A 24,983-nucleotide genomic window follows, 5' to 3' on the forward strand; every position below is an offset into this window, starting at 1 on the left:
TAACACGTTTAACTTATCTTTGAACCATCAAAAAATGAATTGAGGATGTCTAAAACAATCTCTGGTTTTTCAAAACTTACCAAAGAGGAAAAAATAGACTGGTTGGCTAAAAGTTACTTTAACAATCAACCAGAAATTACACAAACCATTAAGCAATACTGGAATGTAGATGAAAAACTACAACAGTTGCATGATGATTTTATCGAAAATACTATTTCTAACTTCTATATGCCTTATGGCGTTGCTCCTAACTTTGTAATTAACGGACGTAGTTATGCAATACCAATGGTAGTTGAAGAGAGCTCAGTTGTTGCCGCTGCTTCTAAGGTAGCAAAATACTGGAGTACCAGAGGTGGGTTTAAAACAGAAGTGATTTCTACAACTAAAATAGGTCAGGTACATTTTATGTATGCTGGTGATAAAAAAGAGTTAGAAACTTACTTCAACCAACAAAAAACAGAATTACGTGCTGCTACAGCATCCATCACAAAAAATATGGAAAAACGTGGTGGTGGAATTCTAGATATTCAATTAGTTGATAAAACCGATAAACTAGCTGATTACTATCAATTACATGTTACGTTTGAAACAAAAGATAGTATGGGGGCTAACTTCATTAACTCTTGCTTAGAAGCTATTGCAAAAGCTTTTAGAAAAGATGATATTGAAATTGTAATGAGTATTCTTTCTAACTATGTTCCTGAATGTTTAGTTAGAGCTGAAGTGAGCTGTAAAGTAGAAGAGTTAGGTGGAAAGAACCCTGAGAAGTTTGCTCAAAAATTTGAACAAGCTGTTAAAATTGCTGAGATAGAACCTTATCGAGCAGTTACTCATAATAAAGGAATTATGAACGGAATTGATGCTGTTGTACTTGCTACTGGTAATGACTTTAGAGCAATTGAAGCTGGTGCACATGCATACGCTTCAAAAGATGGACAATATAAAAGCTTAACACACTGCGAAGTAAAAGACGGTATTTTTAGGTTTTGGATTGAAATCCCTTTAGCATTAGGAACTGTTGGTGGTTTAACTGCTTTACACCCCATGGCTAAATTATCGTTAGACATGATGCAAAAACCAAGTGCACGCACTTTAATGCAAATTATTGCTGCTGCTGGTTTAGCTCAAAACTTTGCTGCTTTACGCGCCTTAACCACTAAAGGTATTCAACATGGGCACATGAAAATGCACTTGATGAATATCTTAAATCAGCACAAAGCAACCAATGAAGAAAAGGAAGCTGTGGTAGCTTATTTTGATGACAGAACTGCCTCACATAGTGCTGTGGTAGAAAAATTAAACGAGTTACGTAAACCCAAAGTACAATGGGTAGATTTTTTAAATGAGGAAGAAGTACGTAGTACACTTGCTAATTTAAGAACTGATGCAAAACCTTTATTTGGAAAAATGAATGGACAGCAAATGGTGGAGCACGTAAGTGCAGTAACTCAAATAGCTAATGGAAACTGGAATGTCGACATTTATGTTTCTGATGAGAAGTCAGCTAGAAGAAAACCGTTTTTAAATTCTGATAGTGAATTACAAATCGGATTTAAAGCTCCATTTTTATCAGAAGACCCAACTCCATTAAAGTTTAACTCTATGGAAGAAGCTGTTGATGATTTAATCGAACAAGTACAACATTTTGAAACTGTTTTTAATGAAAATCCAAACAGAAAGGTAGTACACCCATTTTTTGGTGAACTAGATTATGAATATTGGAAAAAATTCCAAGTAAAACATTTCACACATCACTTTAAACAATTTGGATTAGTATAATGCGACACTATTCTAACGGAAAATTATTACTCACTGGAGAATATGTTGTTTTGGATGGTGCAACTTCTTTAGCTGTTCCTACTAAGTTTGGGCAAGATTTAATTGTTGAACCCATCAAGGAACCTCAACTTATTTGGGGAAGTTTTACACATACTGGAGAATGTTGGTTCGAGGCTTCTTTTGATTTACCCAAACTAAGATTAACTTCAGCAACGTTTAATTCAGACAAAGAAGGAAGTGCCGAGTTTATTGCTGAGACTTTACGAGATATTTTACAAGAAGCAAAACGTTTAAATCAAGAATTTTTAAATACTGAGCACGGTTTTATTGTAAAAACCAATTTAACTTTTCCACAAAACTGGGGATTAGGAAGTTCATCAACCTTAATTAACAATATTGCTACTTGGGCAAACGTGAATCCGTTTACCTTACTTTGGAATGCTTTTTCTGGTAGTGGTTACGATATTGCTTGTGCAAAACACAATACACCAATTCTATATAAACTAAAAGAAAAACAACCTCTTGTTGAAGAAGTTAATTTTAAACCTAGTTTTTCTGAAGAGTTATTTTTTATTCATTTGAATCAAAAACAAAATAGTAGAGAAGGAATTGCTCATTATAAAAAACACAAAGAAGAAGCACAACAATTAATTCCAGAACTCAATGATTTAACTCAAGAGTTTTTAAAAGCTAAAACTTCCAAAGACCTGGGTAAAATTATCATTGAACATGAGCGAATCATTAGTTCTATTACAAAGCAAATCACTGTAAAAGAGAGATTGTTTTCTGATTATTTTGGTGAAGTAAAAAGTTTAGGAGCTTGGGGTGGTGATTTTGTTTTAGCTACTGGAAACGAAGACACAATAAGTTATTTTAAACAAAAAGGATTCGACACTGTTCTTTCGTATAAAGAAATGATTTTATAATGAAAAAAGTAGTTATTATAGGTGGTGGAGCAGCAGGTTATTTTACTGCAATAAATGCAAAAGAGCTCAATCCTAAATTAGACATTACAATTCTCGAAAAAGGAAAAGAGGTTTTACAAAAGGTGAAGATTTCTGGTGGAGGTCGCTGTAATGTTACTCATGCTTGTTTTGAACCCAAAGAACTAACAAAATTCTACCCAAGGGGTGAAAAAGAACTACTTGGCCCATTTCATAAATTTATGACTGGTGATACTTTTGAATGGTTTGAAAATCGTGGAGTTCCTTTAAAAATTGAAGAAGACAATCGAGTATTTCCTGAAGCTAATACTTCTCAAGCTATTATAGATTGTTTTCAAGATGCTGTTGACAACCTCGGAATTACTGTGTTAAAAAACCATGGTGTAAACTCCATTTATCAACAAGATAAAAAGTGGTTTATCAACACAAAAAATCAAGATTTTGAAGCTGATTTTGTGGTTGTTGCTGCAGGAAGCAGTAAAAAAGTTTGGGATTTATGTAAAACCCTAGACCATACTATTATTGAACCCGTTCCTTCTTTATTTACTTTCAACATAAAAGACAAACGAATTATTGATTTAGGCGGAATTTCGGTACCTAATGCAGAAGTTTCACTTGTTGGAACTAATTTAGAAAACTCTGATCCTTTATTAATTACTCACTGGGGTTTAAGTGGACCTGCTATTTTAAAATTATCAGCTTTTGGTGCTCATATTTTAGCTGACAAAAATTATCAATACAATGTACTGGTAAATTGGTTAGGACAAGATACAAATTCTGTTCTCGAAGAGTTACAAGAACTAAAAAAATCACAGGCTAAAAAACAGATATTTTTAAAATCACCTTTTAATGATATCCCACGCCGATTATGGGAACGATTGGTTACAGCTTCTGAAATAAAAAATAGTCAAAATTGGGCTGATATCTCTAATAAACAGCTTCAAAACTTAGCAAACGAACTTACCAAAGGGTTATTTAATGCTAATGGACGTACTACTTTTAAAGAAGAGTTTGTTACCGCTGGTGGTGTGGATTTAAAAGAAATTAACTTTAAACGTTTTGAAAGTAAAAAACATCAAAATTTATTCTTTGTAGGTGAAGTGTTAAATATTGATGCCGTTACTGGTGGTTTCAATTTTCAAAATGCTTGGACAGGTGGTTTTATTTGCGCTAATGCAATTGCTGAATAAAAAATCATTTCGAACAAAGTTTTAAGAGTTCTTTCTTCGTTCGAAATGACTTTACTTTTTTTAATCTTCGTCTTCTCCTTCTTCTTCGTAGCAATTAAAAATAATTGAATATCCGTATTCTACAGCTTCTTCATATAATTCTTTTTGCTCATCATCTTCTACATCATCAACAGAATCTAGCGTAAAATATTCATCTTCTATTTCTACTATTTTCCAGTCTTCATTTTTGATGTAAAATTTAGCTAATTGCATAGCTCCTTCAATATCTTTATAGTCGATATACAAACTCACATAAGCTCCTAAAACTTCATCGTAATGTTCAGAAGATTTTTTAGGTTTTGCTAAGGCATTAATTAAAAACATAGGTTTATTTTTTTGTGTTACTTAAGCTAATTCTCCTCTATGAGGCTTTAATGCATCTCTAAAAACTTTCATATACTCTTCATCAACCACTATAAAAGCTGTGGTATGCATTTCGTTTAAAGATACAAAATTTACTTCATGATATGGCAAGTTATCTATCTGCGAAAATTCTTTTAAATGAATACAGTGATGCTTTGCTGTTTCCAATCCATCTGGACCTTTAAAATCCCAAATCAATTTAATTTTTCTCATGCAACAAAAATACCCATTTCTATATTAGAAATGGGTATTAAAAGAGCTAACTGATCAAAAAACTAGATTAGTCTTCTCTTTTCCATAGCAAGATTATATCAAAGAGTCGTCCTAAAAGGAAAATAAACAATCCTAATGTTGGTGCCAATAAACCTACTCTAAGTCCTCCTACCAAAACTGAACGAGAAACACTTGTTGCCATTGCTATTGCTTCCAACCCTCCTAACATCCCTAAAACAAACTCAAAAACTCCAAAAACAAAAGAAAACAAGCTAATTGATTTGATAAGTTTAGCATTTTTCTCTGTATTATTCTTCAAACCTTTAATAAATAAGAAAACTGTAAGTATTAATAATACGATAAGAGTAATCATAAACGGTGCTCCACCTTCGATAATAAAATCCATAAAATTAGTTTTTAAATTATATGTTGTAAAAGTATGATTGACCTCAAATAAAAAATTAAAATTACGATAAACAACCTACTTCTCTCCTCTTTTAACAAGTTTAACTTCCAAAATAGAAAACTGGTTAAAAAGCCTACTTAATCCTTATTTCGTCTATTTTTACTTTTATTTGAGCTTAAAATTGTGCTTTTTTACAAGATGTTAAAAATATTTACTCCTTTTTTATACAAAATTCCTCTTCATATTTTATTTTGGGGGCTTGTATGGTTATTTTTTTACTTATTCTTTAGTACAGGGAGTAACAACCCTCAATTCCTTTTTTGGTTCACTAGTATTTTATCCGCTATTTCTATTATAACATCCTATGTTTTTGCGTACAACTTAATTCCTAATTATTTACTTACTAAAAAATATTGGTCGTTTTTACTATACACTAGTTATGCTATCATTTTTACACTTTTTGGTGTATTGGCTACTGTTGTTTTTGGGTTTGTTTTCTTTTTTAATTTAGAATTTCAAAACATGCCTGCCTTAACCAAAAGTTCCTCTGTTATTTTGGTATGTGTATTTTTAATCATTGTTTTAGCCAGTGGATATAAAATACTAAGCCATAATTATAAATCGATTGAAGAGAAAAAAACCTTAGAAAATAAATTCTTACAGACTCAATTACAGCTAAAAGAACAAGAACTAAAATTCTTAAAAATGCAGATCCATCCACATTTTTTGTTCAACACTTTAAACACCCTATACGGATTTGCCCTTAAAAAATCGGATACTGCACCAGATATGATTTTAAAGCTTTCCAACTTATTAGATTATATCCTCTATCAAGTTGATAAACCTTCAGTACTATTAAAAAATGAAATTCAACATATTGAAGATTATATCTCTTTAGAAAAAAGGCGTTTTCAAGAAAGTTTAGAAGTTAATTTTATCAAAAACTTACATGATGACACTATTCAAATTCCACCAATGTTGTTGTTACCCTTTGTTGAAAATGCTTTTAAGCACGGTACACAAATTAACGATGTTTTACATATTAATATTAATTTAAAAACTACTGAAGATTTTTTGAGTTTCCATATCAAAAACACATTCAAAGAAAACACAAACAACAAGAAAGGAATTGGACTAGAAAATATTCAAAAAAGATTAGAAATGTTGTACAACCAACAGTCTAAACTTTCTATTTCATCTGAAAACGATCTCTTTATTGTTGATTTAAAAATCCCGTTAAAAAATGGCTAAGAAAATAACTTGTGTAATTGTTGACGATGAACCAATAGCTAGAGAAATTCTCGAATCGTTTATAAAAAAAACACCTAACTTAGAGTTAATTGCAAGCTGTAAAAATGCAGTAGAAGCATTACAGGTTACACAAACTGATGCAATCGATTTATTCTTCTTAGACATTAATATGCCAGAAATTAACGGATTAAGCTTAGCTAAAATCATTAATAAAAAATCTAACATAATTTTTACCACAGCTTATCGAGACTATGCTGTTGATGGTTTTGATTTACAAGTTACAGATTACTTACTAAAACCTATTGCCTTTGATCGATTCTTACAAGCTGTTCAAAAAATTTCAACACCAAACTCCTTTATAAATACTTCTAAAGAAAATGAAACTTCTAAAGATTTTATGTTTGTAAGAGCTGATAGAAAAATGGTAAAAATTAACTTCTGTGACATCTTATACATTGAAAGTTTAGGTGATTATGTAAAAGTATTTACCAACGATAGCACAATAATAACTAGAGAAACAATTAGTAGTTTTGATGATAAATTACCTAAAGAGCAATTTTTACGTGTACATCGTTCTTTTATTATAGCACTTAATAAAATTGACTCATACACCAACGAGTATATCGAAATTCAAAAAAAAGCTATTTCAATAAGTAGAAGTTACAAAGACACTGTTTTACAAAAATTAGCACAAGTGTAAGTGAAACTTTATCTTTACCGCAAAATTTTACACCTTGAATACATCTGATTTTATATTTCAATCTCAAGACAAAAAAGTAGAAAACTTAACAGTTACTTGGCAAACACCTAGCAATATTGCTTTGGTAAAATATTGGGGAAAAAGCGAACCGCAAATACCTAAAAATGCTTCAATAAGCTTCACGCTAAATAACTGCCATACTATTACAAAAATTGAGTTTACAAAAACTGACTCTAAAAATCAAGCAGAGTTTGAGTTGTTTTTTGAAGGAAAAAAGAAAGATGATTTTAAGCCTAAAATCGCTAAATTCTTTGAGCGAATTCAAGACTATTGTCCGTATATCTTAGAATATTCTATGGTTATTTCTTCGGAAAATTCATTTCCTCATAGTAGCGGTATTGCTTCTTCAGCAAGTGGAATGAGTGCTATCGCAATGTGTTTAATGAATTTAGAAAAAGAATTAAATCCCACTTTAACTAAAGAATACATTAATAAAAAAGCTTCTTTTTTAGCTCGCTTAGGCTCAGGAAGCGCCAGCAGAAGTATCGAGGGTCCATTAGTTGTTTGGGGTGAACATCCAGAAATCGAAGGGAGTTCAAATTTATTTGGAGTAAAATTTCCACACGAAGTACATCCTATTTTCGAAAACTATCAAGACACAATTTTGTTGGTTGATAAAGGAGAGAAACAAGTTTCAAGTACAGTTGGTCATAACTTAATGCACGACCACCCATATGCTGAAAATCGTTTTATTCAAGCAAATCAAAACCTTGATAAACTATCTAAAATCCTTCAAAACGGAGACATCAAAGCTTTCATTAATTTAGTAGAAAGCGAAGCGTTAACGCTACATGCAATGATGTTAACTAGTAATCCTTATTTTATTTTGATGAAGCCTAATACGCTAGAAATTATCAATAAAATCTGGGAATACAGAGAGGAAAACAACAGTAATATCTGCTTTACTTTAGATGCAGGTGCAAATGTACACGTATTATACCCTAATTCAGAAAAGTCTGAAATAGAAGCGTTTATTAAGAATGTTTTAGCTACATACTGCCAAAAAAATCAGTATATTTGTGATAGTGTGGGTTTTGGCGCAAAACCTATGTAACCTAAATCTCCATTATTATGAGAAATTCAACTATACTACTATCCTTTTTTGCTCTTTTTATTACTACGTCTATCTTAGCACAAGACACAGTATGGTTTGATAAAAACTGGCAAGAAACGACAAAAGAAAATCACGAGTTTTACAGACCCACTCCTAAAAGAATGAATAATGGCTATTGGATTGTAGATTACTACAAAAATGGCCAAATTCAAATGGAAGGATTTAGCACTGTTAACATTCCTAATGAAGAGGAATTTGACGGTTTAGTTTTGTATTATCACCCAAATGGCAAACCTTTTCACAAAGCCAATTACAAGAATGGAAAATTACATGGTATACGAAAAGTTTATTACGAATCGGGAGAACTTAAGGAAGAAGGTAAATATGAAGACGGTAAAAGAGAAGGTATTTGGAAAACTTTTTACAAAAATGGTAAAATAGAATCCAAAGGAAAGTACCGCGAAAATGAGAAAGTTGGTATTTGGAAAACTTTTTACAAAAATGTATACTAGTTTGTAAACTAGCACTTTTACTTGTATGTTTGCACTGTAATTAAACTATCTATGAAAGGACCCTTATTTTACGCTAAAATATTACTCTTCGGAGAATATGGAATCATCAAAGATTCTAAAGGATTAGCTATTCCTTTTAGCTCTTATAAAGGCGCATTAAAGTCTGCTAAAAACCTAACGGGAGAAGCTGAAAAATCAAATCAAAGTCTAGCTAAATTTTACACCTATTTGGCAAACTTGAATTCTGATTTAGTTTCTTTTGATTTAGGATCATTAAAAAATGATATCGATAATGGTATGTACTTCGATTCTTCTATCCCACAAGGATATGGAGTAGGAAGTTCTGGTGCTTTAGTAGCATCTATCTACGACCAGTATGCTAATAATAAAATTACTGTTTTAGAAAACCTTACACGCGATAAGTTACTTACGTTAAAACAAATCTTTTCTTTAATGGAATCTTTTTTCCATGGAAAAAGCTCTGGATTAGATCCGTTAAACTCATATTTAAGTTTACCAATCCTAATCAATTCAAAAGAACATATTGAACCAGCAGGTATTCCTTCTCAAAAAGAAGGAAAAGGAGCCGTTTTCTTATTAGATTCAGAACAAGTAGGCGAAACAGAACCTATGGTTAACATCTTTATGAACAAGATGAAAAATGAAGGTTTTCGTAAAATGATTAGCGAAGAGTTTGCTACTCATACTGATGCTTGTATTGAAGATTTTTTACAAGGAAACGTAAAATCGTTATTTGGCAATGTAAAAAAGTTATCAAAAGTAGTATTAGCTAACTTTAAACCTATGATTCCTACCGCTTTTCATAAAGTTTGGGAAAAAGGAATTCAAACTAACGATTACTACTTAAAGCTTTGTGGTTCTGGTGGTGGAGGTTACATCTTAGGGTTTACTGAAGATTACGAAAAAGCAAAAAATAGTTTAAAAGATTATAAATTAGAGTTGGTGTATCGCTTTTAAAATGCTACTATGAGTACATTTAAAAACAACACCTTACTTTTAAAAATATTTAGCCTTTTATCTGTCATAAGAGGTTACAACATTTTAGTATTAATAGCAGCTCAATATTTAGCTGCTATTTTTATTTTTTCTGATACAAAATCAGTAAAACCCGTTGTTTTCGACTGGCACCTACTTTACCTGGTTATCGCTACTGTTTGCGTGGTTGCAGCAGGATATATCATTAATAATTTTTATGATAAAAATGCTGATAAAATTAATCGCCCTATAAAAACAGGAATTGACTCTTACGTAAAACAAGAAACAAAACTCAGACTTTATTTTTTACTGAATTTTATAGGTTTTGGTTTTGGCTGGCTAGTATCTTGGAGAGCTGCCTTCTTTTTTGCTGTGTATATTTTTGGCATCTGGTTCTACTCACATAAATTAAAGAAATATTCTCTAATTGGACTCATCACTGCAACCATTTTAACTATACTTCCTTTTTTTGTCGTCTTTGTTTACTATAAAAATTTTTCTAAAGTAATTTTTGTACATGCCATTTTTCTCTTTTTGGTTATTATGACAAGAGAGTTAATTAAAGATTTAGAAAACATAAAAGGAGCAATTGCTAACAGTTACAACACTTTCCCTGTAATTTATGGTGAACGCAACACCAAAAAAACTATTATTTTATTAATGTTTCTCACATTAATACCTATCGGAATTATAAATACCTACCCTGCTATTGAGTACATGAAATATTACTTTTATTTAGCTGCAATTACCTTAATCTTTGTAGGGTTCTACACATGGAATTCTGTTCAAAAAAATCAATATCGATTGGCACACAACATTTTAAAAGTATTATTATTAATTGGAGTATTCAGTTTATTATTTATTGATAGGTCTTTAATTTTAGATAAAGTAATTGAAGTTTTAGATTAAAAACCAAATAATTAGCGTAAATTTGCGCACTTTTTAAAAAAACTTAAGAATGAATTCAAAAAACTCGTCGAGAGGACGACAAGCTGGACGCAACAGCAATCCTCAAGGAAAAAATCAATTCAAAAAAGATTTCAGAAAACCTAAAACCAACAAACCTGTTCAGAAAAAAGCAGAAGACACTGGTATTCGTTTAAACAAGTTTATCTCAAATTCTGGAATATGTTCTCGTAGAGAAGCTGACACCTATATTGAGCATGGAAGCGTTTCAGTAAACGGAAAATTGGTTACTGAAATGGGGTACAAAGTACAACCTACTGATGAAGTTCGTTTTGACGGAACGTTAATTTCTATGGAAAGAAAGCGTTACGTGCTACTTAACAAACCTAAAAATTACATCACTACTATGGAAGACGATCGCGGTCGTAAAACAGTGATGGAAATTATTGCTAATGCTACCAAAGAACGTATCTATCCTGTAGGAAGGTTAGATAGAAACACCACTGGTTTATTACTATTCACTAATGACGGTGAAATGGCCAAAAAATTAACACACCCAAAACACAATGTGCGTAAATTATACCACGCTTCGTTAGACAAAAAATTAACTTTAGCTGATTTAGAAAAATTACGTGGCGATGTAGTTATTGAAGGACGAAAAGTATTTATTGACGCTGTTTCATATGTAGATGGAGAAAAGAAAACAGAAGTTGGTATTGAAATTCACTCAGGAAGAAACCGTATTGTTCGTAAGATTTTTGAACATTTCGGATACACAGTTATTAAGCTTGACAGAGTGGTTTTTGCTGGTTTAACTAAAAAGAATTTACCTCGTGGAAGATGGCGTGAGTTAACACAACAAGAAATTAACAATTTACAAATGATGTAATAAAAAAATCCCGAGTTAAGACTCGGGGTTTTTTATTATTTCTTAGGCTTTTTGTGGTCTTCCTTCACTTGTTCATCACGATATTTACAACATTCATGTAAATTATCATACGCTTCTTTAGGTGCTTTAAAATCTTTCGTATCGTGACCTACACCCGCAATAGTTTTTTTAACTACTTCTGTATTCGTCTTACGTTCATCAATAATTAAACTTAATTCATGTGTATTAACATCCCATTTTGCATACTTTACACCTTTAGTTTTTAGTGCTGCTTTTTCAATACGTTGTTTACACATCATGCAAACGCCATCTACTTCAAAAGAAACTTTAGCATTTTTTTTCTGAGCAAATGCTGATGTACTTACTAGTAAAACTACTGCTAATAAAAATATATTTTTCATCTATTCTTTATTTTTTATTTATCAATCTATTTTAAATCGTAATCCTGCATAGAAGTTACTCCCAAAAACTGGTGCGTATATAATTGTAGTATCAAAATTTGCTCCAAATGGATTGTCACTTCCCAATATAGGATTTTTTTGTTTATAATTTGTGATGTTTTCAGCCCCTGCATACACTTCAAACTTTTTTGAAAACACTTTTGTTATTTGAGTATTTAACAAGTTATAGCTATCCGAATACTTTGGCAACTGGTTATTTGTATTGGGTAAACGTTGTTCTCCAATCCAATTATAAGTTACATCAAACTTCCAGCTAGCATCACTTTCTTCCTTTTTTGTTTCGTAAGATACATTAGCAAAAAAGCGGTGTTTTGCTTGTAAAGCCTTTGCTAAGTTTCCTGATTTATAATCTGCAGAAACATCATAAAACTTATACGAAAATCGAGTATTAAAGTATGGAATAATGTTTTGATTCATCTCTACCTGAAAGCTATTCGCTATACTTTTCCCTTCTAAGTTATAGAAAGAAATTTCTTGTGGGTTTTCCCAATCGACTACCACCTGATTTGAGAAGTTTGTTTGATAAAAATCAAATGTTACATCTCCTTTTCTTCCAAAGAATTTATATCCCTGTAAAAAAGACACTCCGTAATTCCAAGCAACTTCTGGATCTAAACCATAAATATTTCCGCCTGCGTTTTCTATAATTATTGCTCTTGATGAAGCAAAAAGCTGTTGATTCTCTGCAAAAATATTAGCGCTTCGTTTTCCTCTCCCAACAGAAGCTCTTAACACACCTCTTCCCCAAGGAACATAACGCATGTGTAACCTAGGTGTTACAAAAGTTCCTAATAAATTATGATGATCTAATCGAAGTCCTGCAGTAACACTTAAATTATCGGCATTATCATAAGCGTATTCAAAAAATGTACCTATAGAGTTTTCTTTTCTATCAAAATTCGGATTCATTACTGTACTAACAAACTCTTCGTATTTATCATAGGTAAAGCTAACCCCTGTTTTAAATTTATTACGAGTATCTCCAATAATAGAACTAAATATGAAGTTGCTATAAAAGCTTTGATGCTGAATATTATAGTCTCTCAATCCAAAATACGAATCTTGTTTATGGTTGCTGTAATCTGCTTGAAAGCCCATATTTTGAAAAGGCATTTCTGGAAAAACATATCCTATTTTTAATGATGTATCAAAACGCTTGGTTTTAATTTCACTTCCCCAAACAGTACTAGACCCTTTATCCACTTCTGGGTTGAAGTTAATCTCTCCTACTTGTTTTGAATCATCTAAATACCTAAAGTTGATAAAACTTACCCAGCCTTTTTCAGCATTTGTATACTGCCAACGATTCATCACGTTAATTTGTTCTGCTAACGGATTATCTAAAAAGTTGTCATTGTTTTTATCAAACTTTTCTCCTCTATAATTTCCATGAACATACAAACCTGTTTGCCATTTTTCACTCACTTTTTGGTTAAAATGTGTATTTAGCTCTAACCTACCTCCTACTGCTCCATAAACATTAAGGTAAAACTTATGATTGGTTGATGGTTTTACTAACTCGGTATTTATTTGACCTGAAATACTTTCAAAACCATTAACAACACTACCTGCTCCCTTGGTAATTTGAATACTCTCTACCCAAGTTCCAGGTGTAAAGGTCAACCCGAATACTTGTGCTGCACCTCTAATTGACGGGATATTTTCTTGAGTAATCAACAAATACGGACTTGTTAAGCCTAACATTTGAATTTGTTTTGTACCCGTTAATGCATCAGAAAAATTAACATCAATAGATGGGTTGGTTTCAAAACTTTCGGACAGATTACAGCAAGCTGCTTTTAACAATTCATCACTATTGATAGTTACCAAGTTTTGTGTTTGCAAGTACGATCGTTGTGTTGAGCTTTTTTTAGCTGAAACAGCCACCTCCTCTAAGGTATTACTTTCCGTTAAATAATGACGAACAGGAGTCAAGCTATTAACTGTTATAGTATCTGATTTATAACCAACAAAGCTTATTACCAACTTTTGATATTCTTTTTTATACGGAATTTTAAACTCTCCTTTTTGGTCTGTTGTAACTCCAACACTTGTATGTAACCAATATACATTGGCTCCAAAAATTCCTGAATTCTTTTTTGGATTATTTTTATCTTTAATAGTTCCTATTAATGCCTGTTGAGCAAAAAACATGGATGGTATCAGTAAACATATACTGATTAAAAATTTATTTTTCATTTTTTATCTATCATACTCTATTTTAAAATTCTTATTTACTTGTAATAGAATTTTAAAATCATATGATAAAAACTTCGTGAAGCACCTGTATGTCGGAAAACAGTTTGGGTGGTATATACAACCTGTGTGGAACAAACTGTTTTTCTAAATTTAGAAATAATTGTTTGTTATAAATATATGAAGTAACTGCTGTGGTAATCTTTGCAAAGATTACTTTTTCAACAGGTGATTTTTGAATTTGAGTTTGTCCTTTTAAAAACTCTGTATCGTCTTTACAGCATGAAGGCTCTATTGTTTTACTCTCACAACTGTCTTTCTCTACATCATTACAGCTATCTACATTACCTACATAAGAAATTGCCACTAAAGAATCTCCACAAAAGTGTTTTTCTACATTAAAAGAAAACGTAGATAGTAAAACAACTAGTGCTAAGAGTGTAGCTATTATTTTAGAAAAAAATTTCTTCATACATTACAAACATACAAAAAATTAAAAATTCCGTTTTTTATCACAATACATCCAATTATTTTTGTAAGCTTTAAATACTGTTTACGAACAAGATAAGAAACATAAAAAAATGAACATACAAGAACTAAAAAATAATATTGACACTATAGCTAACAACACCTCTTCTAAAGAAGAAAAATTACAACAAATTTGTGATTATTTAGCTTCAGAAATTGCTTACTATGATTGGGTAGGTTTTTATTTTAGAAACGGCAATAAAGAAGAGCTTAAGCTAGCACAATTTAACGGAGAGCCAACCGAACACACTATCATACCTTTCGGAAAAGGTATTTGTGGTCAAGTTGCTGTAAGTAATGAAAATTTTGTTGTACAAGATGTAAATCAACAAGACAATTATATTTCTTGTGGATGGAAAGTAAAATCAGAAATTGTAATTCCAATTTTTGTGAACGGAGAAAATATTGGTCAAATAGACATTGATTCTCACACCGTTAACCCTTTCACCTCAAATGACGAGGCTTTACTAGAGTATGTATGTGAAAGAGTAGCAAGTTTTATCTAATTTTTTTATATAATCATTTGATTATTAGGATTTTTTTTATTTTATTTGGTAAGTTTTATAATAAACCCCATTTAATCCCCTTAATTATGAGCAATAGAGAATATCCTTCTTATGCAGCATTAGGTAATGCTAATGCTCGTTCAGCATCACAACAATCTTTATTAGAAAAATTTACTACTTGGTTTCGTAACTTTTTAGAAACTGCAGAGTAATGTTTTCTTTTTTCATATTTGTTGTATGAAAGCGCCACCAGAATTGAATTAATTTTGGCGGCGTTTTTTACTTTTCAAAACTTAAAATTTTATTGTGTAAGCCCTAGGGTTTTACTAGCTTTGCAAGCTTAACAACACAACAATAATGAACAATACAAAAACTATTAAATCAGCATTAATTTCCGTTTTTCATAAAGACGGATTAGAGCCTATCGTAAAAAAGCTTAACGAATTAGGGGTTACTATCTATTCTACTGGTGGTACAGAAAAATTTATCAACGACTTAGGTATTGAAGTTGTACCTGTAGAAGACGTTACTTCATACCCTTCAATTTTAGGAGGACGTGTTAAAACATTACATCCAAAAGTTTTTGGCGGAATTTTAAACAGACAAGACCACGATGGTGATGTTGCTGAAATGGAAGAGTATAATATTCCACAATTAGATTTAGTGATTGTAGATTTATATCCTTTTGAAAAAACAGTAGCTTCTGGTGCTTCTGAACAAGATATTATTGAAAAAATTGATATTGGAGGAATTTCACTAATCCGTGCAGCTGCTAAGAACTTTAAAGATACTGTTATTGTTTCTTCAATGGAACAATACGAAGAGTTCCTAAATATTATTTCTGAAAACAACGGAAACACTTCTTTAACTGATAGAAAAAAGTTTGCTGCAAAAGCATTTAATATTTCTTCTCACTACGATACAGCCATCTTTAATTATTTTAATGAAGATGAAGTTGTTTACAAAGCAAGTGAAACTACTTCTAAGGTGTTACGCTATGGAGAAAACCCACACCAAAAAGGATTTTTCTTTGGCGATTTAGATGCAATGTTTGACAAGCTACATGGAAAAGAGTTAAGCTACAATAACTTATTAGATGTTGATGCTGCTGTAAACTTAATTGAAGAGTTTAAAGGTGAAGATCCTACATTTGCCATTTTAAAACACAATAATGCTTGTGGTTTTGCACAACGTAAAACAATTCATCAAGCTTATGTTGATGCTTTAGCTGGTGATCCTGTTTCTGCTTTTGGAGGTATTTTAATTGCAAATACAAAAATTGACAAAGCTACTGCTGAGGAGATTCACAATTTATTCTGTGAAGTTGTTATAGCTCCTGCATACGATGCTGATGCTTTAGAAATTTTAAAAGGTAAAAAGAACAGAGTTATCCTAGTTCAAAAAGAAGTTGAATTACCAAAACAAACAGTTAGAACTGCTTTAAACGGGGTTTTAGTTCAAGATAAAGACTATATTACTGATAAATTAGAAGATTTATCATACCCTACCAACAATAAACCATCAGAAAGTGAGTTAGAGGATTTGTTATTTGCATCTAAGCTATGTAAAAACACAAAATCTAATACAATTATCTTAGTAAAAGATAAGCAATTATTAGCTGGTGGTACTGGTCAAACAAGTAGAGTTGATGCTTTAAGACAAGCGATTGAAAAAGCAACAAGCTTTAACTTCGATTTAAACGGAGCGGTTATGGCTAGTGATGCTTTTTTCCCTTTTCCTGACTGTGTAGAAATTGCAGATAAAGCAGGAATTAAAAGTGTTATTCAACCAGGTGGTTCTATTAAAGATCAATTAAGTATTGACTATTGTAATGATAACAATGTAGCAATGGTTTTTACTGGAACAAGACATTTTAAACATTAATTATATTCAATGTAAATTACCCACAGATTTTTATTAGATTTGTGAAAATACATTAAAATAAATATAAAATAACGAAATCTTTATGGGTTTTTTCGATTTCATGACAGAAGATATTGCAGTAGATTTAGGTACTGCCAATACACTTATAATTCACAATGGTAAAGTTGTTATCGACAACCCATCTATTGTTGCTCGTAACAGAATAACAGGTAAAATTATTGCTACAGGTCATGAGGCAAATAGAATGCAAGGAAAAACCCATGAAAATATCAAAACTATACGTCCTTTAAAAGACGGCGTCATAGCAGATTTCCAAGCTTCTGAAGAAATGATTAAGGAATTTGTAAAACAAATTCCTGCAATTAAAAAGAGGCTTTTTCCACCATCATTACGTATGGTAATTTGTATTCCTTCAGGAATTACCGAAGTAGAAAAACGAGCGGTAATTGATTCTGGTCGTCACATGAACGCTAAAGAAATCTATTTAATCTTTGAACCTATGGCTGCTGCTATTGGTGTTGGTGTTGACATAATGGAACCTAAGGGAAATATGATTATTGACATAGGTGGGGGTACCACTGAAATTGCTGTTATAGCACTTGCTGGCATTGTATGTGATCAATCAGTAAAAGTAGCTGGTGATTTATTTACAAGCGATATTATGTATTACATGCGTACCCAACACAACTTATATGTTGGAGAAACTACCGCTGAAAAAATAAAACTACAAATAGGTTCTGCTACTGAAGATTTAGATAATCCACCTGAAGACATGATGGTACAAGGTCGTGATTTATTAAGTGGAAAACCTAAGCAAGTACAAGTTTCGTATCGTGAAATTGCTAAAGCTTTAGACAAGTCTATTCTACGTATTGAGGATGCTGTGATGGAAACATTATCTAAAACTCCTCCTGAATTAGCTGCCGATATTTATAATACTGGTATTTATCTTGCTGGTGGAGGGTCTATGCTTAGAGGTTTAGATAAACGTTTGTCTAGAAAAACAGATTTACCTGTATACGTTGCTGAAGATCCGTTACGTGCGGTTGTTCGTGGTACTGGTATTGCGTTAAAAAACATAGAGAAATACAAAACAGTATTAATCAAATAAAATTGAATGATTATTTATGCAACAGCTTATTTATTTCTTTCAGAAGTATAAGTTCTTCTTATTTTTTCTATTTCTAGAAATTATAGCTGTTGCATTAATCATTAACAACCATTCTTTTCATAAAAGTAAATTTATCAGTTCTACTAATTTTATTACTGGTGGTTTATATCAAAAATCTTCTAACTTATCCGAATATTTCAGTTTAAAAGAAAAAAATTTAGTTTTAGTTGAAGAAAATTTATCCTTAAAAAATAAATTAGAAAGACTGAACAGCTACTTTGACAGTATTTCAAGCCATCAGGTTATAGATACAATTAAACTGAACCCTGATTACACTTATACCTCAGGGAAAATAATCAAAAACTCCTATAGCAAAACTGATAATTTTATAACAATCAATAGAGGGAAAAACGATGATATTTCAAAAGAAATGGCTGTAATAAACAGTAAGGGTATCATTGGAATCACTGATAATGTATCTAATAATTTTGCTAGAGTACAGTCTATTTTAAACTCTAAAAGTAACATTAACGCTAAGTTTAAAAACAACCATCACTACGGAACATTAATTTGGAATGGTGAAAATTATAATATTGTTCAATTAACAGACATTCCTCGTCAAGCAGTATTCAAAGTAGGTGACACAATTATTACAGGAGGTAGATCTACTATTTTTCCCGAAGGAATTCCTATTGGTACTATCATAAAAGTTCCTGAAGAATTATCTGCTGTTAACAGTATTGATATTAAACTTTTTAATGACATGTCTAACTTAGGGTATATTTATGTCGTAACAAATCTTCACAAAGAAGAAATTAAAAATTTAGACAATAATAATGAATAGAACTATTTACTTAATACTTTTATTTGTTTTTCTCTTGTTACTACAAGTACTTGTTCTTAATAATATTTTATTTTTAGGATATGTAAATCCTTATATATACATTGTATTTATCTTTTTATACCCTATTAAAGAGAATCGTTTTCCTATTCTAATTACTGCATTTTTATTAGGACTTTCGATAGATGCATTTTCTAACTCCGGAGGTATACACACTTTTGCTACCTTGTTTATAGCTTACATTAGACTATTTTTTTTCAAGGTTATCTTTAAAAAAACTACTACAGACTATCAACTTTTTAACTTAAGACACGAATCTTTTGATAAGGTATTTAACTATACTGCTATTTTAACACTTATTCATCATTTTATCTTGTTTAGTTTAACTAACTTTAGCTTTTACAATTTTACTAACGTACTTATAAACACACTATTTTCTAGTGTTTTTACGTTACTCTTGTATTTTTTAGGAAGTTTTATATTTAGGAAAAAGCTAACATGAAACGAAGTTTTTTACTCATATTTTTAATTACCCTTATCGGAGTTATTTATATCTCAAGATTGTTTCACTTACAAATAATGAAAGGAAGTGAAAATAGTCTTACTCATAGCGCTACAATTAAAGTTGAGTATGATTACCCTGAACGAGGTTATATATACGACAGAAACGGAAAGTTACTCGTAGCAAATCAATTATCTTATGATGTAATGATTGTTCCGAAAGAAGTAGAACCTCTTGACACGTTAGAGTTTTGTAGTCTTCTAAAAATAGACAAAGAAGATTTTAAAAAACGATTTACTAAAGCTGAAAATTATGCTCGTTGGTTACCATCTGTATTTTTAAAACAATTAGCCAAAGAGGATTACGCCTACCTTCAAGAAAAACTACCTAAATACAAAGGTTTTTATATTCAAAAACGTATTATTAGAAACTACCCCGTTAAATCCGCTGCAAATGTATTAGGATATATTAGTGAGGTAAGTGAATACAAAGCTAAACAAAGCGACTATTACGAACAAGGAGAATTAATTGGTGCCTGGGGTGTAGAAAAACAATACGAAAAAGAATTAAGAGGAGTAAAAGGAAAAAGATACTATAAGAGAAATAACTTAAATGAAATTACTGGTTCTTTTAAAGATGGAATCTATGACACTTTAGCAGTTCCTGGAAAAGATTTAATATTAACCATTGATAGCGAATTACAACAATACGGAGAACTATTAATGTCTGGTAAAAGAGGAGGAATTGTAGCTCTTGAGCCTCAAACAGGTGAAATTTTAGCACTGGTAACTGCCCCTTCTTATGATCCTAATTTATTAGTCGGAAGAAATCGCTCTCCAAACTCAGTAAAACTATTTAATGACACAATTGGCATGCCTACTTTCGACAGAGGTTTACAAGCTTCATACGCACCAGGCTCTCCTTTTAAAATACTTACAGGACTAATAGGTTTACAAGAAGGAGTTATTGATGAAAACTCAGGTTTCTTCTGTAACCATGGTTATCGTTATGGTAGAAGACCTAATGAATTTATGGGGTGTCATTGTAGAATTGTTGGTCGTCCTGTTCGTTTAAAAACAGCTATTGCTAAATCATGTAACACATATTTTGCTAATACTTACAGAAAAATTGTCGACAAATACGAAAATGCAACCATTGGCACAGACGCTTGGAGTGAACATGCTAAAAGTTTTGGTTTAGGAAATTATTTAGGATACGACTTGCCTTCTGGTCAAAAAGGAAGAATTCCTGATGGAAAATTCTACGATAGAGGTTATAATTTTAGGTGGGGAGCCACGACTACTATTTCTAACTCTATTGGTCAGGGTGAAGTAGAAACTACTCCTATTCAATTAGCAAACATGACTGCTGCAATTGCTAACAAAGGCTATTACTATACTCCTCATATTGTTAAAAAAATTGCAGGAAACACTAGTTTAGACTCCGCTTACACTACTCGTAGAAAAACAACTGTGGCACCTCAGCATTTTCCTATTGCCATAGAGGCAATGCATGAATCTTTTACTAAAGGAACAGCCAGAAGAAGTAGAGTTGAAGGAATTGAAATGTGTGGTAAAACAGGAACAGTTGAAAACTTTATTAGAGTTAACCGAAAAAAAGTTCAGTTAGTAGATCATTCAATCTTCGTTGCTTTTGCCCCTAAAGATAACCCAAAAATAGCCATTGCCATTTTTGTTGAAAACGGAGGCTACGGATCTACAATCGCAGCACCTATCACAAGCCTTTTAATTGAAAAATATTTAAACGGTGAAGTTACAAGAAAACATGTAGAAGATAGGATGATTAATTTAAGTCTTCAGGAACGATACGACAACCAATTACTAATTCAAAACACAGATACAATTGCGACAAGAACGAAATAATATTTTTGCAGGAATTGACTGGCTACTTGTTTTATTATATATCATCTTAGTTGGTTTTGGATGGATGAACATTTATGCTTCCTCTTCAACAGAAGAATCTAGAGAAATATTTGACTTCTCAACAAAATATGGAAAGCAACTTATTTTTATAGGATTAAGTATACCTGTAATTATTTTTATCCTATTCTTTAATTCAAAGTTTTACGAACAATTTGCAAGTGTTTTATATATAATTTCGCTAGTGCTACTGGCTGGCGTTTTAGTTTTTGGAAAAAAAATTAATGGCGCAACTTCTTGGTATAACTTTGGAGGAATTGGATTACAACCCTCTGAATTTGCAAAAGCTTTCACTGCATTGGCCTTAGCTAAATTGATGAGTGATCGGCAATACAACCTTAAACTATTAAAAAACCAAGCAAAAACTTTTATTGTCATCTTTTTACCCGCTTTTTTTATTGCTCTTCAACCTGACATGGGTTCTGTATTAATTTACTTTGCTTTCTTTTTTGTATTAAACAGAGAGGGGCTTACATTAAGTTATATCTTATTTGGAGCAACAACTATTATTCTATTCATATTAACCATTTCTTTTGGTTCTAAATGGGTTCTTAGCTCTTGTTTATTTATTATAACACTTGCCACACTATATGGTATTTATAAAGACAAACGTTTTTTCCGCTTTAATGCATTAAAAATACTTAGCTCATATGTTTTTACTACTTTGTTTATTTTAGGTATAAGCTACACTTATAACAATGTTCTTGAGCAACATCAAAAAGATAGATTTGACATTTTGTTAGGAAAAGTTGAAGACAATAAAGGAATCGGATACAACTCATTTCAATCAGAAAAAACTATTAGTTCTGGTGGCCTCTCTGGAAAAGGATTTTTACAAGGAGATAGAACACAAGGAAACTTTGTTCCAGAACAACATACGGATTATATATATAGTACCGTAGGTGAAGAATGGGGCTTCATTGGAAGTACTTTAGTTATTATTTTATTTATGATACTTCTATATAGGATTATATACCTTTCTGAAATTCAAACTAACAAATTTGCAAGGATATATGGCTACAGTGTAGCCTCTATCTTCTTTTTTCATGTTGCTGTAAATATAGGCATGGTAATAGGTTTATTTCCTACTGTAGGAATCCCTCTACCCTTTTTTAGTTATGGTGGTTCATCCTTATGGGGATTCACGCTACTCTTATTTATCTTTATTCGTTTAGATGCTCATAAGAAGTATGATTGGTAACACCTTAAAAATATTTGCTTTTGTTTTTCTCTTTATCTCATGTAACAAAAAAAGGGATGAAAATTTATGGAAAAGTAGTTGATATTAACTCCAAGAAAATCATTAATAATGCAACTATACACAGTAGAACCTGGGTTTATAACATTAAACTAGACGAATCTTACCCATTAATAGATTCTATCAAAGTGACAAATAATGGGGCACTATACAGTTTACATAAAAGAAGCTGAAGCTGTTGATTTAGTAGCTGTAGCCGACGGTTACCTTAATCAAATTAAACATATAGATGCTTACGCAGCAAAAAAGAAAATAAACTTCAATTTAATAAAACAACAAAAAACGCCCCGATTAAATCGAGGCGTTTTAACTATTAACTAACCTTAAAACTCTTATAAAGCTGCAACGTGCTTAGCCAACTTTGACTTTAAGTTTGCTGCTTTATTCTTATGAATAATGTTGTTCTTTGCTAACTTATCTAACATAGATACAACAGTCGAAAACATTCCTTCTGCTTCCTTCTTATCTTCTGTAGCTCTTAATTTTCTAACAGCATTACGTGTAGTTTTATGCTGATATTTATTTCTCAAGCGCTTTGCTTCGTTACTTCTGATTCTCTTTAATGCTGACTTATGATTTGCCATTGTACTAAATTCGTTAATTGTTTATAAAAAACTTGTAGTCCGTACGGGAATCGAACCCGTGTTACCAGGATGAAAACCTGGCGTCCTAACCCCTAGACGAACGGACCAAAACAATCGTTCTGATTGCGGGTGCAAATATACAACTCTTTTTGTTATTTGCAATAATTTTTATCTTTTTATTAGTTTTATTTTTTCTTCTAAAACTAACTTAGAACTTGTAGTCCGTACGGGAATCGAACCCGTGTTACCAGGATGAAAACCTGGCGTCCTAACCCCTAGACGAACGGACCAAAACAATCTATTTTGCGATTGCGGGTGCAAATATAGAAACTGTTTTTTATTGCACAAAGTTTTTTTTTATTTTTTTTAATAGGCTTTGGCAAAAAGCACTCTTTTACCAGATGGTTTACCTGTAAACACACATATTCCCTCCTCTTCTTTTGCGTCGTTAGGAATACATCTTATGGTTGCTTTTGTTAATTCTTTAATCTTATCTTCTGTTTCAATAGTACCATCCCAGTGTGCAGAAACAAATCCTCCTTTATTCTCTATTACATCTTTAAACTCATCAAACGTATTTACTTCCGTAATATGGTCGTTTCTGTAGTTTAATGCTCTTGTATATAAATTCTCTTGAATCTCTTCTAATAAATTAGCTACAACGTCAACTACCTCTTCTCTAGAAACAGTTTGTTTTTCAAAAGTATCACGACGAGCAACCTCAACAGTTCCGTTTTCCAAATCACGTGCTCCCATAGCAATTCGCACAGGCACACCTTTTAATTCGTATTCTGCAAACTTAGCTCCTGGTCTAAAAGTATCTCTATCATCAAACTTTACTGAAATTCCTTTAGCTCGTAATTCTTTTACAATTACATCAACTTTTTCTGAGATTGCATTTAACTGCTCCTCTCCTTTATATATAGGTACAATTACTACTTGAATTGGCGCTAACCTTGGAGGTAATACCAAACCAGCATCATCAGAATGTGTCATGATTAACCCTCCGATTAAACGAGTTGACACCCCCCATGATGTTGCCCATACATATTCTTGCTTTCCTTCTTTAGAAGTATATTTTACATCAAATGCCTTAGCAAAATTCTGACCTAAGAAATGAGAAGTTCCTGCTTGTAATGCTTTTCCATCTTGCATCAATGCTTCAATAGTTAAAGTGTCATCTGCTCCAGCGAAACGCTCACTTTCACTTTTTGCTCCTTTTACTACTGGCATAGCCATAAAATCTTCTGCAAAAGTTGCATACACTTCTTGCATTTGTTTTGCTTCTGCTATTGCTTCAGCTTTTGTAGCATGTGCAGTATGACCTTCTTGCCATAAAAATTCTGCAGTACGTAAAAATAAACGTGTACGCATTTCCCAACGTACTACATTTGCCCATTGGTTAATTAACAATGGTAAATCTCTGTGTGATTGAATCCATCCTTTATATGTATTCCAAATAATTGCTTCGGAAGTTGGACGAACAACTAACTCTTCTTCTAATTTTGCCTCTGGATCTACACGAAGTTTCCCCTCATTTTCAGGATCATTTTGCAAACGATAATGTGTAACTACCGCACACTCTTTCGCAAAACCTTCAGCGTTTTTCTCTTCAGCTTCAAACAAACTTTTAGGAACAAAAAGAGGAAAATATGCATTTTGATGTCCTGTTTCTTTAAACATTCTATCTAACTCTTTTTGCATGTTCTCCCAAATTGCAAATCCGTAGGGTTTAATAACCATACAACCTCTAACCGCTGAGTTTTCAGCTAAATCAGCTTTGACAATCAATTCGTTATACCATTTCGAGTAATCTTCGGCTCTTTTTGTTAAATGTTTGCTCATAATCAAAAGTTTGGCATAAATATTG

General features: G+C 31.8%; 27 protein-coding genes and 2 tRNA genes. 19 read left to right on the forward strand and 10 right to left on the reverse strand.

Annotation, left to right across the window (positions count from 1 at the left end):
* Nucleotides 1-39: 39 nt before the first annotated feature.
* The 3 genes from C8N26_RS00325 to C8N26_RS00335 are packed head-to-tail and all read left to right on the forward strand — an operon-like array spanning nt 40 to nt 3,913.
* A complete protein-coding gene (locus tag C8N26_RS00325; protein ID WP_262607182.1) occupies nt 40-1,779 on the forward strand; it encodes a hydroxymethylglutaryl-CoA reductase, degradative in 1,740 nt (579 codons plus the stop codon).
* Complete coding sequence (locus C8N26_RS00330) at nt 1,779-2,705, forward strand: GYDIA family GHMP kinase (protein ID WP_120185559.1); 927 nt, start codon at nt 1,779-1,781, stop codon at nt 2,703-2,705. Before C8N26_RS00325 ends, C8N26_RS00330 begins: the two co-directional genes overlap by 1 nt.
* A complete protein-coding gene (locus C8N26_RS00335) occupies nt 2,705-3,913 on the forward strand; it encodes a BaiN/RdsA family NAD(P)/FAD-dependent oxidoreductase (protein ID WP_120185560.1) in 1,209 nt (402 codons plus the stop codon). The genes C8N26_RS00330 and C8N26_RS00335 overlap by 1 nt, the downstream gene beginning before the upstream one ends.
* Nucleotides 3,914-3,973: 60 nt before the next feature.
* Here C8N26_RS00335 and C8N26_RS00340 read toward each other — a convergent pair whose 3' ends face one another.
* The 3 genes from C8N26_RS00340 to C8N26_RS00350 form a co-directional block, all read right to left on the reverse strand.
* Complete coding sequence (locus C8N26_RS00340) at nt 3,974-4,276, reverse strand: hypothetical protein (RefSeq protein WP_028891197.1); 303 nt, start codon at nt 4,274-4,276, stop codon at nt 3,974-3,976.
* Between the two features lie 21 nt (nt 4,277-4,297).
* Nucleotides 4,298-4,528: a hypothetical protein gene (locus C8N26_RS00345; RefSeq protein WP_028891198.1), complete on the reverse strand. Its 231-nt coding sequence runs from the start codon at nt 4,526-4,528 to the stop codon at nt 4,298-4,300.
* A gap of 67 nt (nt 4,529-4,595) precedes the next feature.
* Nucleotides 4,596-4,934, reverse strand: coding sequence for a hypothetical protein (locus C8N26_RS00350; RefSeq protein WP_120185561.1), 339 nt, complete (start codon nt 4,932-4,934; stop codon nt 4,596-4,598).
* A 198-nt stretch (nt 4,935-5,132) separates the two neighbouring features.
* Between C8N26_RS00350 and C8N26_RS00355 the strand changes: the two genes are divergently transcribed.
* The 7 genes from C8N26_RS00355 to C8N26_RS00385 are packed head-to-tail and all read left to right on the forward strand — an operon-like array spanning nt 5,133 to nt 11,302.
* Nucleotides 5,133-6,185, forward strand: a complete 1,053-nt coding sequence (locus C8N26_RS00355; RefSeq protein ID WP_120185562.1) for a sensor histidine kinase — start codon at nt 5,133-5,135, stop codon at nt 6,183-6,185.
* On the forward strand, nt 6,178-6,885 hold the full coding sequence (locus C8N26_RS00360; protein WP_120185563.1) for a LytR/AlgR family response regulator transcription factor: 708 nt from the start codon (nt 6,178-6,180) through the stop codon (nt 6,883-6,885). The genes C8N26_RS00355 and C8N26_RS00360 overlap by 8 nt, the downstream gene beginning before the upstream one ends.
* Before the next feature lie 34 nt (nt 6,886-6,919).
* A complete protein-coding gene (locus C8N26_RS00365) occupies nt 6,920-7,999 on the forward strand; it encodes a diphosphomevalonate/mevalonate 3,5-bisphosphate decarboxylase family protein (protein ID WP_120185564.1) in 1,080 nt (359 codons plus the stop codon).
* A 17-nt stretch (nt 8,000-8,016) separates the two neighbouring features.
* On the forward strand, nt 8,017-8,511 hold the full coding sequence (locus C8N26_RS00370) for a toxin-antitoxin system YwqK family antitoxin (protein WP_051435838.1): 495 nt from the start codon (nt 8,017-8,019) through the stop codon (nt 8,509-8,511).
* 51 nt (nt 8,512-8,562) lie between these two features.
* Nucleotides 8,563-9,489, forward strand: a complete 927-nt coding sequence (locus C8N26_RS00375; protein ID WP_120185565.1) for a mevalonate kinase family protein — start codon at nt 8,563-8,565, stop codon at nt 9,487-9,489.
* A 9-nt stretch (nt 9,490-9,498) separates the two neighbouring features.
* Entirely contained in the window at nt 9,499-10,416 is a 918-nt protein-coding gene (locus C8N26_RS00380; RefSeq protein ID WP_120185566.1) for a geranylgeranylglycerol-phosphate geranylgeranyltransferase, read from the forward strand.
* A 49-nt stretch (nt 10,417-10,465) separates the two neighbouring features.
* Nucleotides 10,466-11,302, forward strand: a complete 837-nt coding sequence (locus tag C8N26_RS00385) for a pseudouridine synthase (RefSeq protein ID WP_028891205.1) — start codon at nt 10,466-10,468, stop codon at nt 11,300-11,302.
* Between the two features lie 35 nt (nt 11,303-11,337).
* On the opposite strand, the gene C8N26_RS00390 is transcribed toward C8N26_RS00385, so the two are convergent.
* From C8N26_RS00390 to C8N26_RS00400, 3 genes are read right to left on the reverse strand one after another with little or no spacing between them, the layout of a single operon-like run.
* A complete protein-coding gene (locus tag C8N26_RS00390; RefSeq protein ID WP_028891206.1) occupies nt 11,338-11,703 on the reverse strand; it encodes a heavy-metal-associated domain-containing protein in 366 nt (121 codons plus the stop codon).
* A gap of 21 nt (nt 11,704-11,724) precedes the next feature.
* Complete coding sequence (locus C8N26_RS00395; protein WP_120185567.1) at nt 11,725-13,962, reverse strand: TonB-dependent receptor; 2,238 nt, start codon at nt 13,960-13,962, stop codon at nt 11,725-11,727.
* A 58-nt stretch (nt 13,963-14,020) separates the two neighbouring features.
* Nucleotides 14,021-14,431: an HYC_CC_PP family protein gene (locus C8N26_RS00400; protein ID WP_120185568.1), complete on the reverse strand. Its 411-nt coding sequence runs from the start codon at nt 14,429-14,431 to the stop codon at nt 14,021-14,023.
* Nucleotides 14,432-14,540: 109 nt separating this feature from the next.
* Here C8N26_RS00400 and C8N26_RS00405 point away from each other — a divergent pair, with 109 nt between their 5' ends.
* The 9 genes from C8N26_RS00405 to C8N26_RS00440 all read left to right on the forward strand — a co-directional run bounded on the left by C8N26_RS00405 (nt 14,541) and on the right by C8N26_RS00440 (nt 22,850).
* On the forward strand, nt 14,541-14,993 hold the full coding sequence (locus tag C8N26_RS00405; RefSeq protein ID WP_120185569.1) for a GAF domain-containing protein: 453 nt from the start codon (nt 14,541-14,543) through the stop codon (nt 14,991-14,993).
* Nucleotides 14,994-15,079: 86 nt separating this feature from the next.
* Nucleotides 15,080-15,205: a hypothetical protein gene (locus tag C8N26_RS13645; RefSeq protein WP_255326689.1), complete on the forward strand. Its 126-nt coding sequence runs from the start codon at nt 15,080-15,082 to the stop codon at nt 15,203-15,205.
* A 145-nt stretch (nt 15,206-15,350) separates the two neighbouring features.
* Nucleotides 15,351-16,877, forward strand: a complete 1,527-nt coding sequence (gene purH / locus C8N26_RS00410; protein WP_120185570.1) for a bifunctional phosphoribosylaminoimidazolecarboxamide formyltransferase/IMP cyclohydrolase — start codon at nt 15,351-15,353, stop codon at nt 16,875-16,877.
* Nucleotides 16,878-16,959: 82 nt separating this feature from the next.
* The gene (locus tag C8N26_RS00415) at nt 16,960-17,988 is read left to right on the forward strand and encodes a rod shape-determining protein (RefSeq protein ID WP_028891211.1); all 1,029 of its coding nucleotides are present in this window, start codon (nt 16,960-16,962) and stop codon (nt 17,986-17,988) included.
* A 16-nt stretch (nt 17,989-18,004) separates the two neighbouring features.
* Nucleotides 18,005-18,832, forward strand: a complete 828-nt coding sequence (gene mreC, locus C8N26_RS00420) for a rod shape-determining protein MreC (protein WP_120185571.1) — start codon at nt 18,005-18,007, stop codon at nt 18,830-18,832.
* A complete protein-coding gene (gene mreD, locus C8N26_RS00425; protein ID WP_120185572.1) occupies nt 18,825-19,331 on the forward strand; it encodes a rod shape-determining protein MreD in 507 nt (168 codons plus the stop codon). The genes mreC and mreD overlap by 8 nt, the downstream gene beginning before the upstream one ends.
* Nucleotides 19,328-21,214 (forward strand): penicillin-binding protein 2, encoded by a 1,887-nt coding sequence (mrdA, locus tag C8N26_RS00430; protein WP_120185573.1) that lies wholly within the window; start codon nt 19,328-19,330, stop codon nt 21,212-21,214. Before mreD ends, mrdA begins: the two co-directional genes overlap by 4 nt.
* Nucleotides 21,195-22,472: a rod shape-determining protein RodA gene (gene rodA, locus C8N26_RS00435; RefSeq protein WP_120185574.1), complete on the forward strand. Its 1,278-nt coding sequence runs from the start codon at nt 21,195-21,197 to the stop codon at nt 22,470-22,472. The genes mrdA and rodA overlap by 20 nt, the downstream gene beginning before the upstream one ends.
* A 195-nt stretch (nt 22,473-22,667) precedes the next feature.
* On the forward strand, nt 22,668-22,850 hold the full coding sequence (locus tag C8N26_RS00440) for a hypothetical protein (protein ID WP_120185575.1): 183 nt from the start codon (nt 22,668-22,670) through the stop codon (nt 22,848-22,850).
* 11 nt (nt 22,851-22,861) lie between these two features.
* Here the strand turns inward: C8N26_RS00440 and rpsT are convergent, their stop codons facing one another.
* The 4 genes from rpsT to proS form a co-directional block, all read right to left on the reverse strand.
* The gene (rpsT, locus tag C8N26_RS00445) at nt 22,862-23,113 is read right to left on the reverse strand and encodes a 30S ribosomal protein S20 (protein ID WP_028891217.1); all 252 of its coding nucleotides are present in this window, start codon (nt 23,111-23,113) and stop codon (nt 22,862-22,864) included.
* Between the two features lie 35 nt (nt 23,114-23,148).
* Nucleotides 23,149-23,220 (reverse strand) — tRNA-Glu (locus C8N26_RS00450).
* 111 nt (nt 23,221-23,331) lie between these two features.
* A tRNA-Glu gene (locus C8N26_RS00455) sits at nt 23,332-23,403 on the reverse strand.
* A gap of 76 nt (nt 23,404-23,479) precedes the next feature.
* Nucleotides 23,480-24,958 (reverse strand): proline--tRNA ligase, encoded by a 1,479-nt coding sequence (gene proS, locus C8N26_RS00460; protein ID WP_028891218.1) that lies wholly within the window; start codon nt 24,956-24,958, stop codon nt 23,480-23,482.
* Between the last annotated feature and the right edge of the window lie 25 nt (nt 24,959-24,983).

The organism is Tenacibaculum lutimaris (genome assembly GCF_003610735.1).
Taxonomy (GTDB): domain Bacteria; phylum Bacteroidota; class Bacteroidia; order Flavobacteriales; family Flavobacteriaceae; genus Polaribacter; species Polaribacter lutimaris.